Below are 20,213 nucleotides of genomic sequence, written 5' to 3' on the forward strand. Positions count from 1 at the left end.
TACATCGAGGTGGCGAATGAAAAAATGGCAATGCGTGGTATGCGGCTACATCTATGACGAAGCCGAAGGCTGGCCGGATGACGGCATTGCGCCGGGGACCCGCTGGGAAGACGTACCTGAAGACTGGCTGTGCCCGGATTGTGGCGTCGGCAAGATGGACTTCGAGATGATCGCGATCGACTGATATGAACGAATCGAACGGCACGGGCGCGCCGACAGCGCCGCTGGTCATCATCGGCACCGGCCTAGCCGGTTACAACCTGGCGCGGGAATGGCGAAAGCTGGACGGTCAAACGCCGCTGTTGCTGATCACGGCCGACGACGGACGCTCCTATTCGAAGCCGATGCTGTCCACCGGCTTCGCCATGAACAAGGAAGCCGATGGCCTGGGTATGGCCACGGCGGGCGCGATGGCGATCCAGCTCAACGCGGAGATCCGCACCCATACGCGGGTGACGCGTCTTGAACCGGCGCATCGCCGGCTGTGGATCGGAAACGAGCCGGTGCCCTACCGCGATCTGGTGATCGCATGGGGCGCGCAGACGGTCCAGTTGCCGATTGCCGGCGATGCGCAGGACGCGATTTTTCCGATCAACGATTTACTCGATTACGCACGCTTTCGCGAAGCGGTCCGAGGCAAGCAACGGGTCCTGATCCTGGGCGCCGGGTTGATCGGTTGCGAGTTCGCCAACGACTTGCTGCAAGGTGGCTACGATGTCGATCTCGTCGCGCCCTGCGATCAGGTCATGCCGTCATTGCTGCCCGAGCAGGCCGCAGCGGCGGTGCAGGGTGGGCTCGAGTCACTGGGCGCACGTTTTCACCTGGGGCCTGTTCTGGAGCGGCTCGATCGAGCCGGCGATGCGCTGCAGGCGCGATTGTCGGACGGTCAACACCTGGGCTGCGATCTGGTGGTCAGCGCGGTCGGCCTGCGGCCGCGCATCGAACTTGCGGCGGCGGCTGGACTGGCCGTCAATCGTGGAATCACGGTCGACCGCCAATTGCGGACTTCGGCCGAGCGGGTGTACGCACTGGGTGACTGTGCCGAAGTCGGCGGGCTCAACCTGCTCTACGTGATGCCGCTGATGAGCGGCGTTCGCGCACTGGCCAGAACCCTGGCCGGCCAGCCCACATCGGTCAGCTACGGGCCGATGCCTATCACGGTGAAAACCCCGGTGTGCCCGCTGGTGGTGTCGCCACCGGCAGCCGGCAGCGAAGGCACCTGGAGCGTGGAAGGCGAGGGAAATGACATCACTGCACTGTTCCGCGCGCAAGACGGACAGCTGTTGGGTTACGCCTTGACCGGGGCGGCCGTTCAGGGGCGACTGGCATTGAACAAGCATCTGCCGCCGGTGTTGGCGGAACTGCCTCAATTTCTGTCGCTAAAGTCTCCGGATTGACCCGACAAAGCGCTGGCTGGGGCTGGCGTCAGTGCTAGCAGCGTGCCATGCTCCGTGGAGCGCTGCCGCAGTGTAGAGCTGTTGCAGCGCGCAGGAACGCTGTTCGGAGAACAGCGGACAACAACAATAAAGTCTTAGAGGCTACCCATGCGCAAACCGGAACTCGCAGCCGCCATCGCCGACAAGGCTGATCTCACCAAGGATCAGGCCAATCGCGTGCTCAATGCCGTACTGGATGAAATCACCAACGCGCTCAACCGCAAGGACAGCGTCACCCTGGTTGGTTTCGGCACCTTCTTGCAGCGTCACCGAGGTGCTCGTACGGGCAAAAACCCCCAGACGGGCGAACCCGTCACCATCAAGGCCAGCAACACCGTGGCGTTCAAGCCGGGAAAGATGCTCAAAGACGCGATCAATTGAATTCGTGTCGCCCGGAGCCCCCAGGCTCCGGGTGCTGGCAATAGGATGTAAAGTCGCTGGCGGGTCGCTATAATGCGCGAACATCCTACAAATGCCAGGAAAATACATGAAGTTCCGCTTTCTTCTTTGGATGCTTGGTCGCCTGATGGCCAAGGCCAGCCGCCAAAACCCCGCCTTTCAGCAACAGCTGGGTGACAAGAACCTGAGCTTCCAGCTGCACACGTTGGACGGCAAGGTTTTCCGGCATTACGTCGTCAGGAATCAGCGCGTGACCAGCCATGCCGGCCCCGCGGCCGATCCGGTTTTTGCAATCGGTTTCAAGGACAGCGCGTATGGCTTCGCCACCATGAATGCCAAGAACAAGCAGTTGGCGTTCATGCAGGGCATCCAGAACAAGGATATCCAGATTCAGGGCAACCCGGCGCTGGTGATGTGGTTCCAGGGCCTGACCAAGTTCCTCAAGCCGAGAAAGAAAAAGCCCGAGGCGGCGTGATCGGCGGATGCGCCGGAGTCTTCGGTCGACGGGTCATCGAAGCGCGTACGCTCGCGCCAGGGTGGGTCAGGCCTGCTGCGCCATCCATGCTCGCGCTTCGTCCAGCAGCCAATCGCGAAAGGCATTCATGGCCGCCGACTCCACGCGCCGTTCGGGGATCATCAGGTGGTAGGCCTGGCCATCGCGGCAGTACGCGTGGGGGTGGGCGATTACCAGCCGTCCCTCGGCCAGTTCACGCTGGATCAGGAACGGTGGAATAAGAGCCACGCCCATGCGGTGTTCGGCGGCCTGGGCCAGCATCGAAAACAGTTCCAGGCGTGGGCCGGTCATGTCCCGCGCGACTTTCATTCCCAGCGAATCGAACCATTGACGCCAGGCATAGGGGCGCGTGGTCTGTTGCAGCAGCGGCATCTCAGCGATGGCTTCCGCGCTCGGCCGACCAGCCTCGCCCAGCAATTGCGGGCTGCACACCGGCAATGAATTTTCCGGCATCAGCGGGTGGGCGACAGTGCCGGACCAATCACCGTCTCCGAAATAGATCGCCGCGTCGAAATCGGTATCGGCGAACAGGAATGGGCGGGTACGGTTGGTCAGGTTGACCGTTATTTCCGGATGCAGCGCCTGGAACTGCTGCAACCGGGGCAACAGCCACTGAGTGCCGAAGGTCGGCACCAGCGCCAGTTCGAGGGTCATCGCGCCCTGTTGGCCCATGACCGACAACGTGTCGCGTTCCACCGCATCAAGCTGAGTGGCGACCCGGCGTGCATAGGACTGCCCGGCTTCGGTGAGCTTCACGCCCCGGCGCGAGCGCCGGAACAGTTCCAGGCCGAGAAATTCTTCGAGACCGCCGATCTGACGACAGACTGCGCTCTGTGTCAGCGCCAGTTCTTCGGCGGCACGGGTGAAGCTCTGGTGCCGGGCCGCCGCCTCGAAGGCGACCAGCGCGGCAGTGCTGGGTATTTTTCGGCGCATTATGCGGCTGTCTCACTAATAAGCGGCCATGAGCGCGCTTAATCATACGCTGTAGTGAGTAAATCGCACAGATCATTGCGAATTACTCGTTTGCGAGCGGGCGCGGCAGGTTCTAGGATCAATCCATCCACATGCTGCACCGGGCCGCGCGCCCGTGCACCGTCTACGACAAGAGGACCACCCATGGCCGGCAAAGCAAGCTTCAACTGGATCGACCCGCTGCTGCTCGATCAGCAGCTCACCGATGAAGAGCGCATGGTGCGTGACAGCGCGCAGCAATTCGCAGCCGACAAGCTCGCGCCGCGGGTGCTCGAAGCCTTCCGTCACGAGCGCACCGACGCGGCGATCTTCCGTGAGATGGGTGACACCGGCCTGCTCGGCGCGACCATCCCCGAAGCATACGGCGGCAGTGGGCTGAACTACGTCTGCTACGGTCTGATCGCCCGCGAGGTCGAGCGTGTCGATTCGGGCTACCGGTCGATGATGAGCGTGCAGTCGTCCCTGGTGATGGTGCCGATCAACGAATTCGGCAACGAGGAAACCAAGCAGAAATACCTGCCCAAGCTGGCCAGCGGTGAATTCATCGGCTGCTTCGGCCTGACCGAGCCCAATCATGGTTCCGATCCGGGCTCGATGGTTACCCGGGCGAAGAAGGTCGAGGGGGGCTACCGCCTTTCGGGCGCCAAGATGTGGATCACCAACAGTCCGATCGCCGACGTCTTCGTGGTCTGGGCGAAGGATGACGAAGGTGCCATTCGTGGCTTCGTGCTGGAAAAAGGCTGGGAAGGACTGAGCGCCCCGGCGATCCACGGCAAGGTCGGCCTGCGCGCCTCGATCACTGGCGAGATCGTCATGGACAACGTGTTCTGCCCCGAAGAGAACGCCTTCCCCGATGTGCGCGGCCTTCGCGGTCCTTTCACCTGCCTGGATTCGGCCCGCTACGGCATCAGCTGGGGAGCGTTGGGCGCTGCTGAGTTCTGCTGGCATACCGCCCGCCAGTACACACTGGACCGCCAGCAGTTCGGTCGTCCGCTGGCCGCCAATCAGCTGATCCAGAAAAAACTGGCCGACATGCAGACTGAAATCACACTCGCCCTGCAGGGCTGCCTGCGCCTTGGCCGGATGAAGGATGAAGGCACCGCGGCGGTGGAAATCACCTCGATCATGAAGCGCAACAGCTGTGGCAAGGCGCTGGACGTGGCGCGCCTGGCCCGTGACATGCTCGGCGGCAATGGCATCAGCGACGAGTTCGGCGTGGCCCGTCATCTGGTCAACCTCGAGGTGGTCAACACCTACGAAGGCACGCATGACGTTCACGCGCTGATCCTCGGCCGGGCGCAAACCGGTATCCAGGCGTTTTTCTAAGCGCCACCGGCGATGATGACCCTGTGCCCACCGGACATCGGCAGGCATGGGGCGTCATCCATCTGTCTGCCTGGCGTCGTGTCAGGTGTCTTGATCGGTAACGCGCGGTCGCGGGCGGCGGGGTGGATGGCTGCATCCTCGCCCGGTCAGCGCACGGTGGACGGTGTAGCGCCGCCACCCCACTTGGAGTTTCGTTATGTCCGGTGCCCTGTCGCACATCCGCGTCCTCGATTTGTCGCGCGTGCTCGCTGGTCCATGGTGTGGGCAGATTCTCGGCGATCTTGGCGCCGACGTGATCAAGGTCGAGCGTCCCGGCACCGGCGACGATACGCGTCACTGGGGTCCCCCTTATTTGAAGGATGCTCAGGGCGAGAATACTTCGGAGGCCGCCTATTACCTGTCGGCCAACCGCAACAAGCAATCGCTGACGCTGGATTTCACCCAGCCCGAAGGGCAGCGGATCATCCGTGATCTGGTGGCCCAGTGCGATGTGCTGCTGGAAAACTTCAAGGTTGGCGGCCTGGCGGCCTACGGCCTGGACTATGAGAGCCTCAAGGCGATCAATCCGAGATTGATCTATTGCTCCATCACCGGCTTCGGCAGCGAAGGCCCTTATGCCCAGCGTGCCGGCTATGACTTCATGATCCAGGGGCTTGGCGGCCTGATGAGCCTGACCGGGCGCGCCGAAGGCGAAGACGGGGCCGGGCCGGTGAAGGTTGGCGTGGCGCTGACCGATATCCTCACCGGGCTCTACGCCGCCGTTGGGGTCCTCGCCGCGCTCAACCAGCGTGAGCAGAGCGGCAAGGGGCAGCATGTCGAACTGGCGCTGCTGGACGTGCAGGTCGCCTGTCTGGCCAATCAGGCCATGAACTACCTCACCACCGGCGTCGCGCCCAAGCGCATGGGAAACGCTCATCCCAATATCGTGCCTTACCAGGATTTCCCGACCGCCGACGGCGACATCATCCTCACCATTGGCAACGATGGACAGTTCCGCAAGTTCGCTGAAGTCGCCGGACATCCTGAATGGGCGGCTGATCCGCGTTTCGCCAGCAACAAGGCCCGTGTCGCCCACCGCAAGGCGCTGGTTCCGCTGATCCGCCAGGTCACCGTGTTCCGCACGACCGCCGAGTGGGTAGCGGTGCTGGAGCAGGCCGGCGTCCCCTGTGGACCCATCAACGACCTGGCGCAGGTTTTTGCCGATCCGCACGTACAGGCCCGAGGGCTGCGCGTAGACCTGGCGCACCCGTTGGCGGGCAGTGTGCCGCAGGTGGCAAGCCCGATCCGTCTGTCCGAGTCGCCGGTGCAGTACCGCAAGGCGCCGCCGCTGCTCGGTGAGCACAGCGAGCAGGTGCTGCAACAGCTGTTGGGCCTGAGTCCGGAGCAAATCGCCACATTGCGGCAGACGCGTGTGATCTGAGGCGCGATCCGGCTGCTGACGAACCCACAACGGCATGCGATCGGGTGGCTGCTCGGCCGGCCAGGGGTCTGCCGGCTGGGCAATGCGCTGAACTCTCGGGCCGTTGGGCTATCCTTATTCCTGTACCCTGGATTTTTGGATGGACGAGCGAATCATGCAGACGCAGCGTTTCCGTTTCACCTGGCAACTGATGGTTGTCCTGTTCATGTCCTGGCTGCTGGCCGGCTGCGGGATCAACAACATTCCCCGATACGACGAACAGGTGAAGGCGGCCTGGTCGCAAGTGGAAAACCAGTACCAGCGCCGCGCCGACCTCATCCCCAACCTGGTCGAGACGGTCAAGGGCTTTGCTCGCCAGGAGCAGGAAACCCTGACGGCCGTGGTCGAGGCGCGAGCCAAGGCCACGTCCATACAGGTCGACGCCAACACGCTGAACGACCCCGAGCAGCTCCAGCGCTTCCAGCAGGCGCAGAACCAGCTGACCGGCGCGCTGAGCCGGTTGATGGCGGTGTCCGAGCGCTACCCGGACCTGAAATCCAACCAGAACTTCCTCGCCCTGCAGTCGCAACTCGAAGGGACCGAGAACCGCATCGCCGTGGCGCGTCGGGATTTCATCGCCGCGGTCGAGCGCTACAACACCGAGATACGTACCTTCCCAGGTCGCATCTGGCACACGCTGATGTACAGCGACATGCCGATCCGTGAAAACTTCGAGGCGACGGCCGAGAACGCCGAGCAGGCGCCACAAGTGCAGTTTCAATGACCCGAACGTTGCCCCTGTTGTTGGCGCTGCTGTTCTGGGTCGGCGGTGTGCTGGCCCAGGCGTTCGAGGTGCCCGCGTTGACCGGCCGGGTAGTCGATCAGGCCGAGCTGCTCGATACCCAGACCGAGGCGAGGCTGACCAGCATGCTTGCCGCGCACGAGCAGGCCACTGGCGAGCAGGTGGTGGTGGTGACCTTGCCGGATCTGCAGGGCAACACTATCGAAGACGTCGGTCTGCAATTGGGGCGCGAATGGGGCATCGGCCAGAAGGACGAAGACACCGGTGCGCTGTTGATCGTTGCCCGGGACGACCGCAGGATTCGCATCGAAGTGGGCTACGGACTGGAAGGGCGCCTGACGGACGCCCAGTCGTCGGTCATCATCAATCGCATCATGACGCCTGCGTTCCAGCAGGGTGACTTCGCGCGTGGCATTACCGAGGGCACCGCTGCGATGATTCGCGTGCTCGGCGGCGACCCGATGCAAACCGCCGGCATGCGACCTGCGATGCCCATGAGCGCGCAAGAGCCGGGCGGCCTCGGCATTCTGGGGTTCTTCCTTATGCTGGTGGCCATCTTCGTCATTGGCGGTGGCCGTGGCGGTCGAGGCGGGCGTGGCGGCGGCGCCGGTCGCGCATTGCTGCTCGGCGCCTTGCTGGGCGGCATGGGGCGCGGCGGCGGAGGCGGCTTCGGTGGCGGAGGTTTTGGTGGTGGTGGCGGCGGCTTCGGCGGCGGTGGAGCCTCCGGTGGCTGGTAACCGGACCGCTTCGCGCTCCTGTCGGAACCCGGCGTCAGGGGCGACGACGGACAACAAAAACCTTCAATCGGTGACGAACAGGCAATGACACTACTGACCGAAAGCGAACTGCAACAGGTCGCCGAGGCGATTGATCGCATTGAGCGCGACACCGATGCTGAACTGGTGACGGTACTGGCGGCCCAGGCGGACGACTATCGCTACATACCGCTGCTCTGGGCCAGCCTGCTGGCGCTGCTGTTGCCGGGTGGCTTGCTGTTCTTTACCGGCTGGCTGGCGGCCTGGCAACTGCTACTGGTGCAATGGCTGACCTTCATCGTGCTGGCGGTGCTCTTTCGTATTCCCAGCCTGACCAGCCGGCTGATCCCGCGGTCGGTTCGGCACTGGCGTGCCTGTAACCTCGCGCGCCGGCAATTCATCGAGCTGAACCTGCACCACACCCAAGGCGGCACCGGCATGCTGATTTTCGTCTGCGAGGCGGAGCGATATGTCGAAATCCTGGTGGACAGGGGAATATCCAGCCGAATCGATGACAGCGCCTGGCAGTCGATTGTCGAAGACTTCACCCGGGAAGTGCGGCGCGGACAGGTGCTTCAAGGGTTCCTGGGCTGCATCGAGGCGTGCGGCTCGCTGCTCAAGCAGCACGTGCCGGCCACCCATGAGCGCAATGAGCTGCCGAATCATCTGGTCGTGCTTCCATGATCGGGGACATGGTGCGGGCCAGGCGCCACGGATCTCCGTAACGCTGCAACCGTGACCCCGATGATGCTATGAGGCGCGGGGATCAGGCGGCACAGTCCGGGCGGCTACCCACCTTGCTCCGCCGCGCGAGGGCGGCTCAAAGCATGCCGGGCCCGTCGTCCTCGGGTTGCTCCACCGGTGCCAGTTCGAGGTACTGGGCATTTTCCATGGCGCTGGCCGCGACGCGGTCGATGCTGCTCATCGTATGCCCGATGATCGAACTGACGATGGCCTCGTGATGATGCTCCGGCAGGCGTTCGATGGCCGCCAGCACCTCTTCGCCGGGGACCGTTTCCTCGGCCAGCAGACGCTCGGCGATTTCATCCAGGGCCGGCCTCAGTCGCTGTAACAGCGCCATGCAGTCGCGGTCCAGCTGTTTGAGCAGGTTGTCTGCCGCGCGAATGGATTCGCCCGAATCGAACTCAATGTGCGCGTCGCGCACGGCCTGCAGGCTCAGCAGCGAGCCGTTCGGCCCCATCCCCAGCGCTCCGACCATCGACAGGGCGATCTTCGAGGCTTCCTGCAAATCCTGCCCGGCGCCGGATGAAACCTCATGGAAATACAGCTGCTCAGCGCCACGACCGGCCAGCAGCATCTGGATGCGGCTACGCAGCTCCGATTCCATGTGCAGGCGCTTGTCCTCCACCGGGGTGACCAGCGTTACTCCGAGGGCCTGGCCACGCGGCAGAATGGTGACCTTTTCTACCCGGCCGACGTTCAGCGCCGCGGCCACCAGGGCATGGCCGGCCTCGTGCACGGCAATGCGCTTGCGATCAGTGGCGGACATGGGGGTCACGCCGGAGGGCTGTTCGCCGATTCGGCAGGTTTCAACCGCATCGACGAAGTGCGACATACTGACTTCGCTGGCCCCGCCCCGCGCTGCCAGCAAGGCGGCGTGGTTGGCGATATAGGCGATGGCAGCCGGCGTCAGGCCGACGGTGTTGCGCGCCAGCTGTGGAAAATCCAGATCGTGTCCGGTACGGATCTTTCCCGCGTACAGGCGGAACAGCGCTTCACGGTCAACGAGCCCTGGCAGGCCTACCGCGATCGAGCGATCGAAGCGGCCCTCGCGCACCAGCGCCGGGTCCAGCGAGTTGGGGAAGTTGGTCGCACCCAGCACCAGCACGCCGCTGGCCCCGTCGAAACCGTCCATCTCGGCAAGGAACTGGTTGATGATCCGGTTGCTTTCGGCATCGCTGGAGCGTTGCTGTTCGGCACGCTTGCCGATGCCGTCGATCTCGTCGATGAAAATGATGCAGGGCGCCTGCTTGCGCGCCGTGCGGAACAGCGCCTTGACCTTCTGGATGCCGACGCCGAAATACATCGAGGAAAAATCGCTGCCGGTGACCTGGATGAAACTGGCATTGGATTCGGTGGCCAACGCCTTGGCCAGCTGGGTCTTGCCGGTACCGGGCTCGCCGGTCAGCAGCACGCCCTTGGGCGGACGGGCGCCCAGGGCCACATAGGCGGCGGGGTCGCGTAGATAATCGGTGACGTCGGTGAGTGCCTGCTTGGCTTCACTGGCGCCGATCACGTCGGTGAACGCAATGCCGCTGCCTTTGCGCTGCACACGGAAGCTCTGACTCTTGATCGCCAGGTAGCTGAACGCACCCACCAGAAGAAGGATGAAGGGTGCGTAGGGCACCAGCGCCTTGTACCAGGGCGCCTCGCCATCGGTCTGGAACAGCGTCAGCGGGAACAATTGGCCCTCGCTGCTGGCGTAATGATTGAGCAGCAATTGGGCGATGCGACCGGATTGATCCGGCACCCAGTAGCGTTGGCCGTCGTTCAGGCTGACATAGATTGCGTCCTTGGCGAGCGCGGCGCTGGCGATCGTGGCGCCACGCAGATCGCCCATCAGCACCGAGAGGTCCTGGCGATTGGCTTCCCAGGGATCGGTCGATGCGTGAAGCGCTTCGAGCATGCTGGCCGCGGCGCCCGTGGCCGGTGTGGCCGGCGCGGTGGGCATAAACTGCCAGTAGGCCAGGCACGCGGCAAGGGCGAGCACCAGCAAAACGGAGAGCACAGGGCCGCGGCGGCCTTGTAGCAGACGTGGTGTTTTCATTTCACATCCAATCGGGAAGCCCGATGTTTTGACAAACAACCGCCGAGGAGGCGGACCACAGTTGTACACGGGGGAATCCCCGCAAGCGCCAACAGGATGGCGCTGGGCAGTACGGGCTTATGGGATGCGATTTATATGCCTGACTGCACACCGGGCGCTTGGGCTCCGATAGCCGGCGAGGATACGGCAAGTGCCATCATGCGCGGCGCTACACGACGAATGGCGCCCGGGTTTACGACGAATGACCGCCCGGTCGTGGAACGAAGCGGCGGTGATGAACTACGCCTTCGCGGGTCGCGGTCAACTGCCGAACGGCGCCCAGCATGCCGGCCGCGCGGGCGCTGCGAACAGGACGCTGGCTCCAGGCGCAGCGCGCTGCCGCGAACACGGTGGCGCGGCCTATTCAACGGGCCGTTCTACGCAGGCGGGCGACGTCCCGAGGGACGTCGCCGCGCTGAATAACCCGCTCAGCGCGCTTGCAGGCGGCGTTCGGCAATGGCCTCCGGAGTCAGGTCGCCGGGCTGCGAACCGAAATGAGCAAGCATGAAGTTACTCAGGGCGGACACCTCACGGTCATTGAAGTGACGGCTGAATGCCGGCATCAGATGATGACCGCTGGGGCCGTGCAGCGCGTCGCCGTTGAGGATTACCTGGACCAGATTCAGCCCCTGCGGATCGTTCAGCGTGCGCAACCCGCGCAGCGAGGCGTAGTCACTCTGGCGTCCGCTGCCGTCCCATTGATGGCAGCTGGCGCAGGCGTCGGCGAACAGCTTTTGCCCGAGCGGATGGCGGCTATCGGCTGGTGGCTCGTTTGCCAGCGCCTTGTTTTCCGGTCGCCTGACGTCGGCGGGCTGGCCAGGCACGGATTTCAGATACACCACCATGGCCTGAATGTCCTCAGCCGTCAGGTGCCGCAGGCTGTGGTTGACCACTTCTGCCATCGGCCCGCCCGCGACGCCATAACCCGGTGCGACGCCGGTTGCCAGGTAGCTGGCCAGCGCCTCATCCGGCCAGTTGCCAATACCGCTCTGCTCGTCGCCCGTGATGTTCCACGCCGCCCAGCCCTGAATCGTGGCGCCTCCCAGGGCCCTGGACCCGCTGCGGGCCTGCAGCAGATGGCGCGGCGTATGGCATTCGCCGCAGTGGCCGGGACCTTCGACCAGGTAGGCGCCGCGGTTCCATTGCTCTGATTGTCCGGCGTCCGGCTCGAAACGTTCGTCATCGAGGAACAGCAGATTCCACAGCGCGATGCCCCAGCGTTGATTGAAGGGAAAGCCGATGTCGTTTTCCCTGTTTGGCTGGGCCACTGGCTCCAGGCTGAACAGATAGGCCTTGATGGCCAGGATGTCCTCACGCGGCATCAGCGTGTAGGACGTATAGGGGAAGGCCGGGTAGTAGTGCTTGCCATCCGGCCCGACGCCTTGCTGCATGGCTTCGACGAACTCGTCGTCGCTCCAGTTGCCGATGCCGGTCTCCTTGTCCGGGGTGATGTTGGTCGAATACAGCGTGCCGAACGGCATCTTCACCGGCAGACCGCCCGCGTAGGGCTTGCCGCCTTCGGTGATGTGGCAGGCCAGGCAGTCGGCGGCACGGGTCAGGTATTCGCCGCGCGCGATCAGCGCCGGGTCGGTTTCTTGTGCCGGCGCGCCGGCGGCGGTCATGGCAAGCGCGGCACCCAGCAGGCCGCGCAGAGAGCGTCGAATCGTCATGCTGGGCTCCTCAAATCACGTAATAGCCGGCGCGTGCCAGCGGCAGTCGGCGGATACGGGTGCCGTTGGCCGCCGCCAGCGCGTTGACCAGCGCCGGAGCGATCATCGCCGTGCCGGACTCACCCACCCCGCCTGGCGCCTCGCGACTGTCGACGATGTGGGTTTCCACGGGCGGCGCATCGCTGATGCGCAACTGGCGATAGTCGTGGAAGTTGCTCTGCTCCACACGCCCTTCGCGGACAGTGATTTCGTTGAACAGCGCGGCGGACAGGCCGAACAGCGTTCCGCCTTCGATCTGCGATTTGACCGAGACCGGATTCATCACCTGACCGCAATCGATGGCCACCACCAGCCGCTTGAGCTTGATGCCCTTGTCCTCGGTCACCTGCAATTCGACGACGGTGGCCAGAAAACTGCCGAACACCTCCTGGACAGCCACGCCGCGCCCATGCCCGGCCTCCAGCGGATCGCCCCAGCCCGCTTTTTCAGCGGCCAGGCGCAACACCTGTTGAGCCCGTGGCTGGCTGCCCAGCAGGGCCATTCGGTATTGCACCGGATCGCGGTCGACGCTGCGTGCCACCTCATCGATGAAGCTTTCGAGCATGTAGGTACTGCGTAGCGGGCCGACACCGCGCCACCAGGATTGACGCAAGGCCCTGGGCGGCACCGGAACATAGTTCACGCGCAGATTCGCCAGGGCGTAGATCGGGTGCTGCGCGACCTCGACCGCGTCGCCATCCAGGCCGTTCTCCGGGACCGCTTCAGGCGCGAAGCGAGCCAGCACCGAGGCACCGGCAATGGTATGACGCCACCCCAGCAGCCGGCCCTGGTCGTCCAGCGCGGCGGCAAGACGGTCGATATAGTGCGGCCGATAAAGGTCGTGGGTGGTGTCTTCCTCACGTGTCCAGGTCAGTTTGATCGGATAGTCCACCTTCGCTGCGATCGTTACGGCCTGGCTGATGAAGTCAACTTCCAGGCGCCGACCGAAGGCCCCGCCGATCAACTGGTTGTTGACGATGACCTGTTCGGCCGGGCGCCCCGAAGCCTCGGCGGCTGCCGTTTGCGCACGCACCGGCACCTGGGTGCCAACCCAGAGTTCCACCGCGTCCGGGCGAACCTGGGCCACGCAGCTCATGGGCTCCAGCGCCGCATGAGCGAGGAAGGGCATCTCATATTCCGCCTCGAAGGTTTTTGCGGCGTCCTTGAGCGCCTGGTCGATGTCGCCCTGTTCATTGGCGACAGCGCCGGGCTTGTCCAGCGCATCCTGGATGTCGCGCTCCATCTGGCTGGAATCGATGCTGGCGTGTTCGCCGTAGTCCCATTCGATTTCCAGCGCTCGCAGGCCGGCGAAGCTCGCCCAGGTGTGCTCGCCGATCACCGCTACCGCATCATCCAGGCGGATCACATCGATCACGCCGGGGACCTGCCGCGCTGCGCGATCATCCAGGTGGCGCACGGTGCCGCCAAGCACCGGGCAGGCACGGGCCGAGGCGTACTTCATGCCGGGCAGCACCAGATCGATGGTGAAACGGGCGGTGCCGTCGACCTTCGCCGGTGTGTCCAGGCGCCGGGTCGGTTTGCCGATCAGCTTGAACTGCTCGGCGGGCTTGAGTGGAATGTTTTCCGGCACCGGCAGTTTCGAAGCGTCCTCGGCCAGTTCGCCATAGCCGAGGCTCTGGCCTCCAGGGCCGAGTACGCGGCCGTTTTCGGCGCGCAACTGATCGGCCCCGACCTGCCAACGCTGCGCGGCAGCCTGGATCAGCAGCAATCGGGCGGCTGCACCGGCCTGGCGCAGGGGCTCCCAGTTACTGCGGATGGACGTCGAGCCGCCGGTGGCCTGGAAGTTGAGCAGTTTGTCGTTATAAATCGCCTCGTTCGGCGGTGCCTCCTTGAGCCTGATCTGGTCAAGTCCGATTTCCAGCTCTTCGGCCACCATCACCGCCAGCCCGCTTTGAGCGCCCTGGCCCATCTCGATCTTCGGCACGGTGAAGGTCACCTGTCCGTCGCGGTCGATGCTGATGAAGGCATCCAGCGCCGTGGCGTTGGACATCGGCTGGTCTTCGGGCCCTTCGTTGAGCACCTGCTCGGCGAAGCTGCGCCCGCTGAAAGGCAGGCTGAAACCGATCACCAGGCCGCCCAGGGCGAGGCTGCCGACCTTCAGCAGGTGCCGGCGCGACGGGGATTGCAGGGTGTTGTCAGGGTTGGCCATCTTGCGCCTCCTCATGCCTGGGCGACGCGCTTGATGGCGCTGCGAATACGGGTATAGGTACAGCAGCGGCACAGATTACCGGCCATGCCCTGATCGATGGCGCGGTCGTCTGGCGTGGGGTTCTGCTCCAGCAGCGCGACGGCGGACATGATCTGCCCGCACTGGCAATAACCGCATTGCACCACCTCGTCTTCCAGCCAGGCCTGTTGCACCTGCTGGCCAAGTTCGGTGGCGCCGATGTGCTCGATGGTGACCACCTTGCGGCCTTTCACTTCCCCGACCGGCAGCACGCAGGCCCGTGCCGCCTGGCCGTCCAGATGCACCGTGCAGGCACCGCACTGGGCGATGCCGCACCCGTACTTGCTGCCGGTAAGCCCCAGCACATCGCGCAGTACCCAGAGCAGGGGCATGTCTTCGGGAACGTCGACCTCCAGGTCGGCGCCGTTGATAGAAAGCGTCAGCATGAATCGGGACCTCGCATCAGGCTCTAAAACGGGCGCGCATTATGGTTGGTTTGGTGCGCGCCTTAGAACGAGACAACGGGCGAGGCGAAAGTTGCCCGCATCGAGGCAACTAATTGCTCACGGAGCCAGGGCCGGGTCAGGCCTCGATTACCACCGGCAGCACCGCTGACGCCTGTTGTGTGCGTAGCGACAAGCGCGCCGCGGCCCGGCGCGCGATGCCTTGGTAGGTCTGCGCGAGGCTACCTTCCGGTTCGGCGATCACCACCGGTACGCCATCATCGGCACCCACCCGGATGCGCATGTCCAGCGGCAGCTCGCCCAGCAACTCGCTGCCATGTTGATTGGCCATGCGGCGGGCGCCGCCGCTGCCGAAGATGTGCTCTTCATGCCCGCACTGACTACAGACATGTAGGCTCATGTTCTCGATGATGCCGAGCACCGGCACGTTGACCTTCTCGAACATGCGCAGACCCTTGCGCGCGTCGAGCAGGGCGAGATCCTGCGGCGTGGTGACGATCAGCGCGGCGGACACGGGCATGCGCTGCGCCAGGGTCAGGTGAATGTCGCCGGTGCCGGGCGGCAGGTCGACGATCAGGTAGTCGAGCTCCTGCCAGTGGGTTTCCTGCAACAGGCGGGTCAGCGCCTGAGTGATCATCGGCCCGCGCCAGATCACCGGGGCTTCTTCATCGACGAGAAAGCCGATGGACATGCATTGCAGGCCGTGGCCGAGCATTGGCTGCAGCTTCCCCGCACGCGTTTCAGGCAAGCCGCTGAGACCGAGCAGCCGCGGCTGGCTGGGCCCGTAGAGATCCGCATCGAGCATGCCGACATTCGCGCCATCGGCCGCCAGGGCCAAGGCCAGGTTGACCGCCGTGGTGGACTTGCCCACGCCGCCCTTGCCCGACGCGACCGCGATCAGGTGTTTGACGCCCGGCAGGGGCTGGCTGGTGGTCGAGGCCGGCGTCACCGACCAGTCGATCTCGACCGTCACCGCGGTGGCTTGGGTGTGGGCCAGCAGCAGAGCCTTCAGCGCGCGGCTGAGGGCATCACGATAGCCGTCCGCAGGAAAGCCCAGGGCAAGGCGAAGGTGCAGCTGCGAGCCGTCGACGCGTAGCTCACGCACCGCGCCGGCGCTGAGCAGGTCGCAGCCGAGACAGGGCTCGATCCACTGGGACAGGGAGTGCTCGGCCTGCTGACGCAGCCCGACGGCGGGTGTCGCGAAGCGGTGAAGGTTCATGGCGTGCTCCAGGCGGGATCGAATGGCTTTTTTGCAGGCGTGAGGGGGGCGCCGAGTCTTTGCTTGCGCTCAAGCGGTGAACGCTTCGCCCGCAAAGCTCGCGCCCAAAGGGGGCTCGGTTATTTCTCGACGAAGGCGCGCTCGATTACGTAGTCGCCAGGTTCGCCCTGCTGCGAGGAGGCTTCGAAGCCCATCCCGTCAAGCATGGCGGTCAGCGCGTCGAGCATCGCCGGGCTGCCGCAGAGCATCACGCGGTCGCTGTCCTTGTTCAGCGGCGGCAGGCCGATGTCGGTGGCGAGCTGGCCGGTTTCCACCAGCGTGGTGATGCGGCCCTGGTTGCGGAACGGCTCGCGGGTGACGGTGGGGTAGTAGATGAGCTTGTCGCGCACGGCTTCACCGAGGAATTCATGCTCCGGCAGCTCGTGGGTCAGGTAGTCGTGGTAAGCCAGTTCGCTGACCTCGCGCACGCAATGCACCAGCACGATCTTGTCGAAGCGCTCATAGGCTTCCGGGTCGCGAACGATGCTCATGAACGGCGCGAGGCCAGTGCCGGTGCCGAACAGATAAAGGTGCTTGCCGGGCCGCAGGTCATGCATGACCAGCGTGCCGACCGGCTTGCGGCTGACCAGGATCGGGTCGCCTTCCTTGAGATGCTGCAGGCGCGAGGTGAGCGGGCCGTCCGGCACCTTGATGCTGAGAAACTCCAGATGTTCGTCATGGTTGGCGCTGACGATGCTGTAGGCGCGCATCAGCGGCTTGCCCTCGACGCCGAGGCCGATCATCACGAAGTGACCGTTCTCGAAGCGCAGGCCTGGATCGCGGGTGGTGGTGAAGCTGAACAGGGTGTCGTTCCAGTGGCGAACGCTGAGAACGCTTTCAGTACCGATTGCAGCCATGGCAAAACCTCCAAACAGTCAAAGGGAAACGAGGCAGGAAAACCGTCAGGGCGACGCGAGCGCCAGCATCGCCATCGCGCCCAGCAGCAGGCCGACGCTGAGCACCACCAACAGCAGCATTGGCCGCCAGCCCTGGGAAAAGAGTTCGCTGAGGGTGGTGCGCATGCCGAGCGCCGCCATGGCGAGCAGCAGGCAGGCACTGGACGCGGCCACCAGCCCTTCGCGCAACCCGGGCGGTAGCCAGCCGAGGCTGTTGAGGCCGAACAGGGCGAGAAAACCGAGCAGGAAAAACGGGAACTCACTGCTGGCGGACTCACCGCGGCGCAGCAGCCAGCCGAGGAGCAACACCAGTGGCGCCAGCAGCGCGACGCGCAACAGCTTGGTCAGCGTGGCGACGTCGCCGGCCGTCTCCGACACCAGGTAGCCGGCACCGGCTGCCTGGGCGACATCATGGATACTGGCGCCGAGCAGCAGACCGCGCTCCACTTCGCTGTAGCCCAGCGCGCCGAGCAGCGGCGGGTAGAGCAGCATCGACAGCGTGCCCAGCGCGGTGACGCCCACCACGACGCCGAGCAGCCGGCGATCTTCCAGTTTGCCGGCGGGAATCACCGCCGCCACCGCGATTGCCGCCGATACGCCGCAGATTGCCACCGCCACGCCGGCGACCAGGCTGTGTAGCCGCGGCAGGCCGAGCCAGTGGCCGAGCAGCAATGCGCCACCGATGACCAGCGGCACGCTGCTCAGCACGATCAAGAGCGGCAGGCTGCCGACGCTGAGCAGTTGCTCGACGCCAATGCGCGCGCCGAGCAGGGCCACGCCGATGCGCAGGATCTGCCGGCTACAGAAAGTCACTCCAGCCTGCATGCGTGGTTCAGCGGCCTGATTGGCGAAGCCAAAGCCCAGCAGCAGGACCAGCATCAGCGCGGGCGCGCCGTAGTGCTCGGCGAGAAAGCTGCCGGCCAACGCCAGCACCGCGCACAGTGCCGCGCCTGGATACAGCCGGCAGAGCGCCGTGAAGGGCGGCGCGAGCCGTTGCTGGACGCGCGTGTTCATTGCAGGCGCTCGCCCAGTTCACGCAGATAGGCCCAGGGGTAGAGCCCGCGGTAGTGGCCGTCGCTGAAGTGAAACTGCACACCGCTGACACCGGACACCTCCAGCCGGTCGACGCCCACATCGGCATCGATCAGGGTCAGCACGCCGCGTTGCTGCGCCTGGGCGCACATCGAGCAGGCGCAGGATTTGCGCAGCGCCAGGCAGCTCATCTGGCTGCGCACGCCATCTGGCCAGAGCACTTCCAGGATCTTTTGCGCCTTGCGCAGGCGGATCTCGGTGGGCGGTGCGATCAGGGTTTGGGTAGTCATGGGCGATTCCTCAACCAATCAGAAACAAGGGGCGGACAGACGCGGCGGGTAGCCTTCCGGAAAAATCAGCGCAGGCGCTTCCGGGGTCCTGACGAGTTGGCTCGGCTGCTCGACCGGCCTGGCGCTGCCGGACAACGCAGCGCTGCCGATCAGCAAGCCCAGCAGGGCGCGACGCAGCCAACTCGTCATGACAAGTTCGGGCATGGCTCAGCGCTCCAGAAACTGCAGCTTTTCGCCCTGATCGACCCAGGTGTCGGCCTCGGCCAGCGGGCTGTTGGTCTGGGTGATCACCGGCCAGACCTCAGCCAGCTCGGCATTGAGCTCGATGAAGTGGCTCTGCTCGGCAGGCAGCGCGTTGTCGGCGAAGATCGCGTCGGCCGGGCATTCCGGTGCGCAGAGGCTGCAGTCGATACAAGTCTGCGGGTTGATCACCAGGAAGTTCGGCCCCTCATGGAAGCAATCCGCCGGGCAGACTTCGACGCAGTCGGTGTACTTGCAGCGGATGCAGTTTTCTGTAACGACGTAGGTCATTTGGTCCTCCTTGAAACGACTGCGCTTGCGGATGCTGCTTCGCCTTGGCTAGGCGCTCCCGCCCCGCTGCGCTCGTGACGTTTCGGCTTCAACTTCTGTGCTAGGGAATGGGTAAAACTCAGAACGTAGGGCGGGTCGCGCCCGCCCTACGTTCGTTATGCCGCCGCGTCGAGTTTCGACATGGCCCAGCGGGCCAGCTTGCGCACGTCCGGGTCCGGGTCGTCCATGGCGGCTTCGACGAAGGGCCGGCCATCGCTGTGGGCGATCGCTCCCAATGCGCCGATGGCGGCCTTGCGCAGGTTGCTCATGGGGTCGCGGGCGCAGATGCCGAGCGCCGGTATGGCACCGATCGCTCCGAGCTTGCCGAGCGAGTCCACGGCTTTCTCACGGACCTGCCAGAAGCTGTCGTGCGTGGCGTCGACCAGCGGTTGCAGCGCCGCCTGATAGTTGAGCTTGCCGATGCTCACGGCGGCCTCGACCCGTACCTGCCAGTTCGCGTCTTTTAGCAGGCCGACGAGCGTTGGGCCGACCTGCTCGGGTGTGGCGTAGACCAGGGCGCCGGTGGCGGCGCGGCGGACCTCGGCGTCCTCGTCGTGCTGGGCGCGTTCCTTGAGTGCCGGCAGGTTCTCGGTCTGTTTCAGCCAGCCGAGTACCGCGACTGCCTCGCGCCGCACGCCAGCATCGGCGGCCTGCATGCGCTGCAGTGCCGGCGCCTGGGCGGCCGGATTGCGCAGCGGTTTGACTGCCCGCAGGATGCCGGCCACGACGAAAGGATCGTCCGTGCCCTCTAATGCTTCGAGCAGCGGCATCGCCGCAGCCGGGTCTTTGAGGTCGGCCAGCGCATGGGCGGCGGCGTTGCGCACGACTTCACTGCTGTCCTGCAGGGCGGCGATCAGCGCGTCGGCGATGTCCACCGCGTCGAATTCGTCGACCACCTTGGCGGCTTCCTGACGCACCGCGGGATCTGCGTCGTTGAGCGCAAGGATCAGCAGTTCGGCGGCTTCCGGCTCGCCGCAATCGACCAGTTCCAGCACCGCGACGCGGCGAATGCCGGGGTCTTCGGAGCCAAGGTTGATGGCAATCTGCTGCAGCATGGGATCGTCATAAGTCTTCATCAGCGGCTCCTCAGCGCAGCAGGTAGGGAATGTTCACCTTGACCGCATCGGTCGGGCAGTCGGTCTCGCAGGGCATGCAGTACCAGCATTCGTCATATTTCATGTGCGCCTTGCCGGTGTCCGGGTTGATCCACAGGACATCCAGCGGGCAGACGTCAATGCAGACGCGGCAGCCTTTCTCGGCAATGCATTTCTCTTCGTCGACGACAACCGGGACGGCAGAGCGGTGGTTGGCTACGGGCATGGTCGTTTCCTCGAAACAGGGGGAAGCACGGGCTCCCGGAGGGCGAAACGTGTTCG

Annotated in this window: 22 protein-coding genes; 9 read left to right on the forward strand and 13 right to left on the reverse strand. The window is 64.7% G+C overall.

Annotation, left to right across the window (positions count from 1 at the left end; translation table 11 throughout):
- The first annotated feature begins 16 nt into the window (after positions 1 to 16).
- From GQA94_RS05285 to GQA94_RS05300, 4 genes are all read left to right on the forward strand, one after another.
- On the forward strand, positions 17 to 184 hold the full coding sequence (locus GQA94_RS05285; RefSeq protein ID WP_158187093.1) for a rubredoxin: 168 nt from the start codon (positions 17 to 19) through the stop codon (positions 182 to 184).
- A gap of 1 nt (position 185) precedes the next feature.
- A complete protein-coding gene (locus GQA94_RS05290) occupies positions 186 to 1,397 on the forward strand; it encodes an NAD(P)/FAD-dependent oxidoreductase (protein ID WP_158187094.1) in 1,212 nt (403 codons plus the stop codon).
- Between the two features lie 147 nt (positions 1,398 to 1,544).
- Positions 1,545 to 1,817 (forward strand): HU family DNA-binding protein, encoded by a 273-nt coding sequence (locus GQA94_RS05295; RefSeq protein ID WP_158187095.1) that lies wholly within the window; start codon positions 1,545 to 1,547, stop codon positions 1,815 to 1,817.
- Between the two features lie 106 nt (positions 1,818 to 1,923).
- Entirely contained in the window at positions 1,924 to 2,310 is a 387-nt protein-coding gene (locus GQA94_RS05300) for a helicase (protein ID WP_158187096.1), read from the forward strand.
- A gap of 66 nt (positions 2,311 to 2,376) precedes the next feature.
- On the opposite strand, the gene GQA94_RS05305 is transcribed toward GQA94_RS05300, so the two are convergent.
- Complete coding sequence (locus GQA94_RS05305) at positions 2,377 to 3,282, reverse strand: LysR family transcriptional regulator (protein ID WP_158187097.1); 906 nt, start codon at positions 3,280 to 3,282, stop codon at positions 2,377 to 2,379.
- Between the two features lie 183 nt (positions 3,283 to 3,465).
- Between GQA94_RS05305 and GQA94_RS05310 the strand changes: the two genes are divergently transcribed.
- From GQA94_RS05310 to GQA94_RS05330, 5 genes are all read left to right on the forward strand, one after another.
- Positions 3,466 to 4,647, forward strand: a complete 1,182-nt coding sequence (locus GQA94_RS05310; protein WP_158187098.1) for an acyl-CoA dehydrogenase — start codon at positions 3,466 to 3,468, stop codon at positions 4,645 to 4,647.
- A 196-nt stretch (positions 4,648 to 4,843) separates the two neighbouring features.
- Positions 4,844 to 6,067, forward strand: coding sequence for a CaiB/BaiF CoA transferase family protein (locus tag GQA94_RS05315; RefSeq protein ID WP_158187099.1), 1,224 nt, complete (start codon positions 4,844 to 4,846; stop codon positions 6,065 to 6,067).
- 139 nt (positions 6,068 to 6,206) lie between these two features.
- Positions 6,207 to 6,830, forward strand: coding sequence for a LemA family protein (locus tag GQA94_RS05320; protein ID WP_199270102.1), 624 nt, complete (start codon positions 6,207 to 6,209; stop codon positions 6,828 to 6,830).
- Positions 6,827 to 7,585, forward strand: coding sequence for a TPM domain-containing protein (locus GQA94_RS05325; RefSeq protein WP_158187100.1), 759 nt, complete (start codon positions 6,827 to 6,829; stop codon positions 7,583 to 7,585). The genes GQA94_RS05320 and GQA94_RS05325 overlap by 4 nt, the downstream gene beginning before the upstream one ends.
- An 84-nt stretch (positions 7,586 to 7,669) precedes the next feature.
- Entirely contained in the window at positions 7,670 to 8,287 is a 618-nt protein-coding gene (locus GQA94_RS05330; RefSeq protein ID WP_158187101.1) for a TPM domain-containing protein, read from the forward strand.
- 136 nt (positions 8,288 to 8,423) lie between these two features.
- On the opposite strand, the gene GQA94_RS05335 is transcribed toward GQA94_RS05330, so the two are convergent.
- The 12 genes from GQA94_RS05335 to GQA94_RS05390 all read right to left on the reverse strand — a co-directional run bounded on the left by GQA94_RS05335 (position 8,424) and on the right by GQA94_RS05390 (position 20,157).
- Positions 8,424 to 10,391, reverse strand: coding sequence for an AAA family ATPase (locus GQA94_RS05335; protein ID WP_158187102.1), 1,968 nt, complete (start codon positions 10,389 to 10,391; stop codon positions 8,424 to 8,426).
- A gap of 467 nt (positions 10,392 to 10,858) precedes the next feature.
- Positions 10,859 to 12,100 carry a c-type cytochrome gene (locus GQA94_RS05340; protein WP_158187103.1) on the reverse strand — a complete coding sequence of 414 codons (1,242 nt, stop codon included), beginning with the start codon at positions 12,098 to 12,100 and terminating at the stop codon, positions 10,859 to 10,861.
- Positions 12,101 to 12,110: 10 nt separating this feature from the next.
- Positions 12,111 to 14,309, reverse strand: coding sequence for a xanthine dehydrogenase family protein molybdopterin-binding subunit (locus GQA94_RS05345; RefSeq protein WP_158187104.1), 2,199 nt, complete (start codon positions 14,307 to 14,309; stop codon positions 12,111 to 12,113).
- A gap of 11 nt (positions 14,310 to 14,320) precedes the next feature.
- Entirely contained in the window at positions 14,321 to 14,773 is a 453-nt protein-coding gene (locus tag GQA94_RS05350) for a (2Fe-2S)-binding protein (protein WP_158187105.1), read from the reverse strand.
- A gap of 136 nt (positions 14,774 to 14,909) precedes the next feature.
- Entirely contained in the window at positions 14,910 to 16,010 is a 1,101-nt protein-coding gene (gene apbC, locus GQA94_RS05355) for an iron-sulfur cluster carrier protein ApbC (protein WP_158187106.1), read from the reverse strand.
- A 119-nt stretch (positions 16,011 to 16,129) separates the two neighbouring features.
- A complete protein-coding gene (locus GQA94_RS05360; protein WP_158187107.1) occupies positions 16,130 to 16,906 on the reverse strand; it encodes a ferredoxin--NADP reductase in 777 nt (258 codons plus the stop codon).
- A 45-nt stretch (positions 16,907 to 16,951) separates the two neighbouring features.
- Positions 16,952 to 17,959 (reverse strand): YeiH family protein, encoded by a 1,008-nt coding sequence (locus tag GQA94_RS05365; protein WP_158187108.1) that lies wholly within the window; start codon positions 17,957 to 17,959, stop codon positions 16,952 to 16,954.
- Entirely contained in the window at positions 17,956 to 18,267 is a 312-nt protein-coding gene (locus GQA94_RS05370; RefSeq protein WP_158187109.1) for a gamma-butyrobetaine hydroxylase-like domain-containing protein, read from the reverse strand. Before GQA94_RS05370 ends, GQA94_RS05365 begins: the two co-directional genes overlap by 4 nt.
- 18 nt (positions 18,268 to 18,285) lie before the next feature.
- Complete coding sequence (locus GQA94_RS05375) at positions 18,286 to 18,471, reverse strand: hypothetical protein (protein WP_158187110.1); 186 nt, start codon at positions 18,469 to 18,471, stop codon at positions 18,286 to 18,288.
- Between the two features lie 3 nt (positions 18,472 to 18,474).
- A complete protein-coding gene (fdxA, locus tag GQA94_RS05380) occupies positions 18,475 to 18,798 on the reverse strand; it encodes a ferredoxin FdxA (RefSeq protein WP_158187111.1) in 324 nt (107 codons plus the stop codon).
- A 155-nt stretch (positions 18,799 to 18,953) separates the two neighbouring features.
- On the reverse strand, positions 18,954 to 19,892 hold the full coding sequence (locus GQA94_RS05385; protein ID WP_233270219.1) for a HEAT repeat domain-containing protein: 939 nt from the start codon (positions 19,890 to 19,892) through the stop codon (positions 18,954 to 18,956).
- A gap of 31 nt (positions 19,893 to 19,923) precedes the next feature.
- Complete coding sequence (locus GQA94_RS05390; protein WP_025240110.1) at positions 19,924 to 20,157, reverse strand: 4Fe-4S dicluster domain-containing protein; 234 nt, start codon at positions 20,155 to 20,157, stop codon at positions 19,924 to 19,926.
- Positions 20,158 to 20,213 lie beyond the last annotated feature (56 nt).

Origin of the sequence: Stutzerimonas stutzeri, assembly GCF_009789555.1 — a bacterium.
GTDB lineage: Bacteria > Pseudomonadota > Gammaproteobacteria > Pseudomonadales > Pseudomonadaceae > Stutzerimonas > Stutzerimonas stutzeri_R.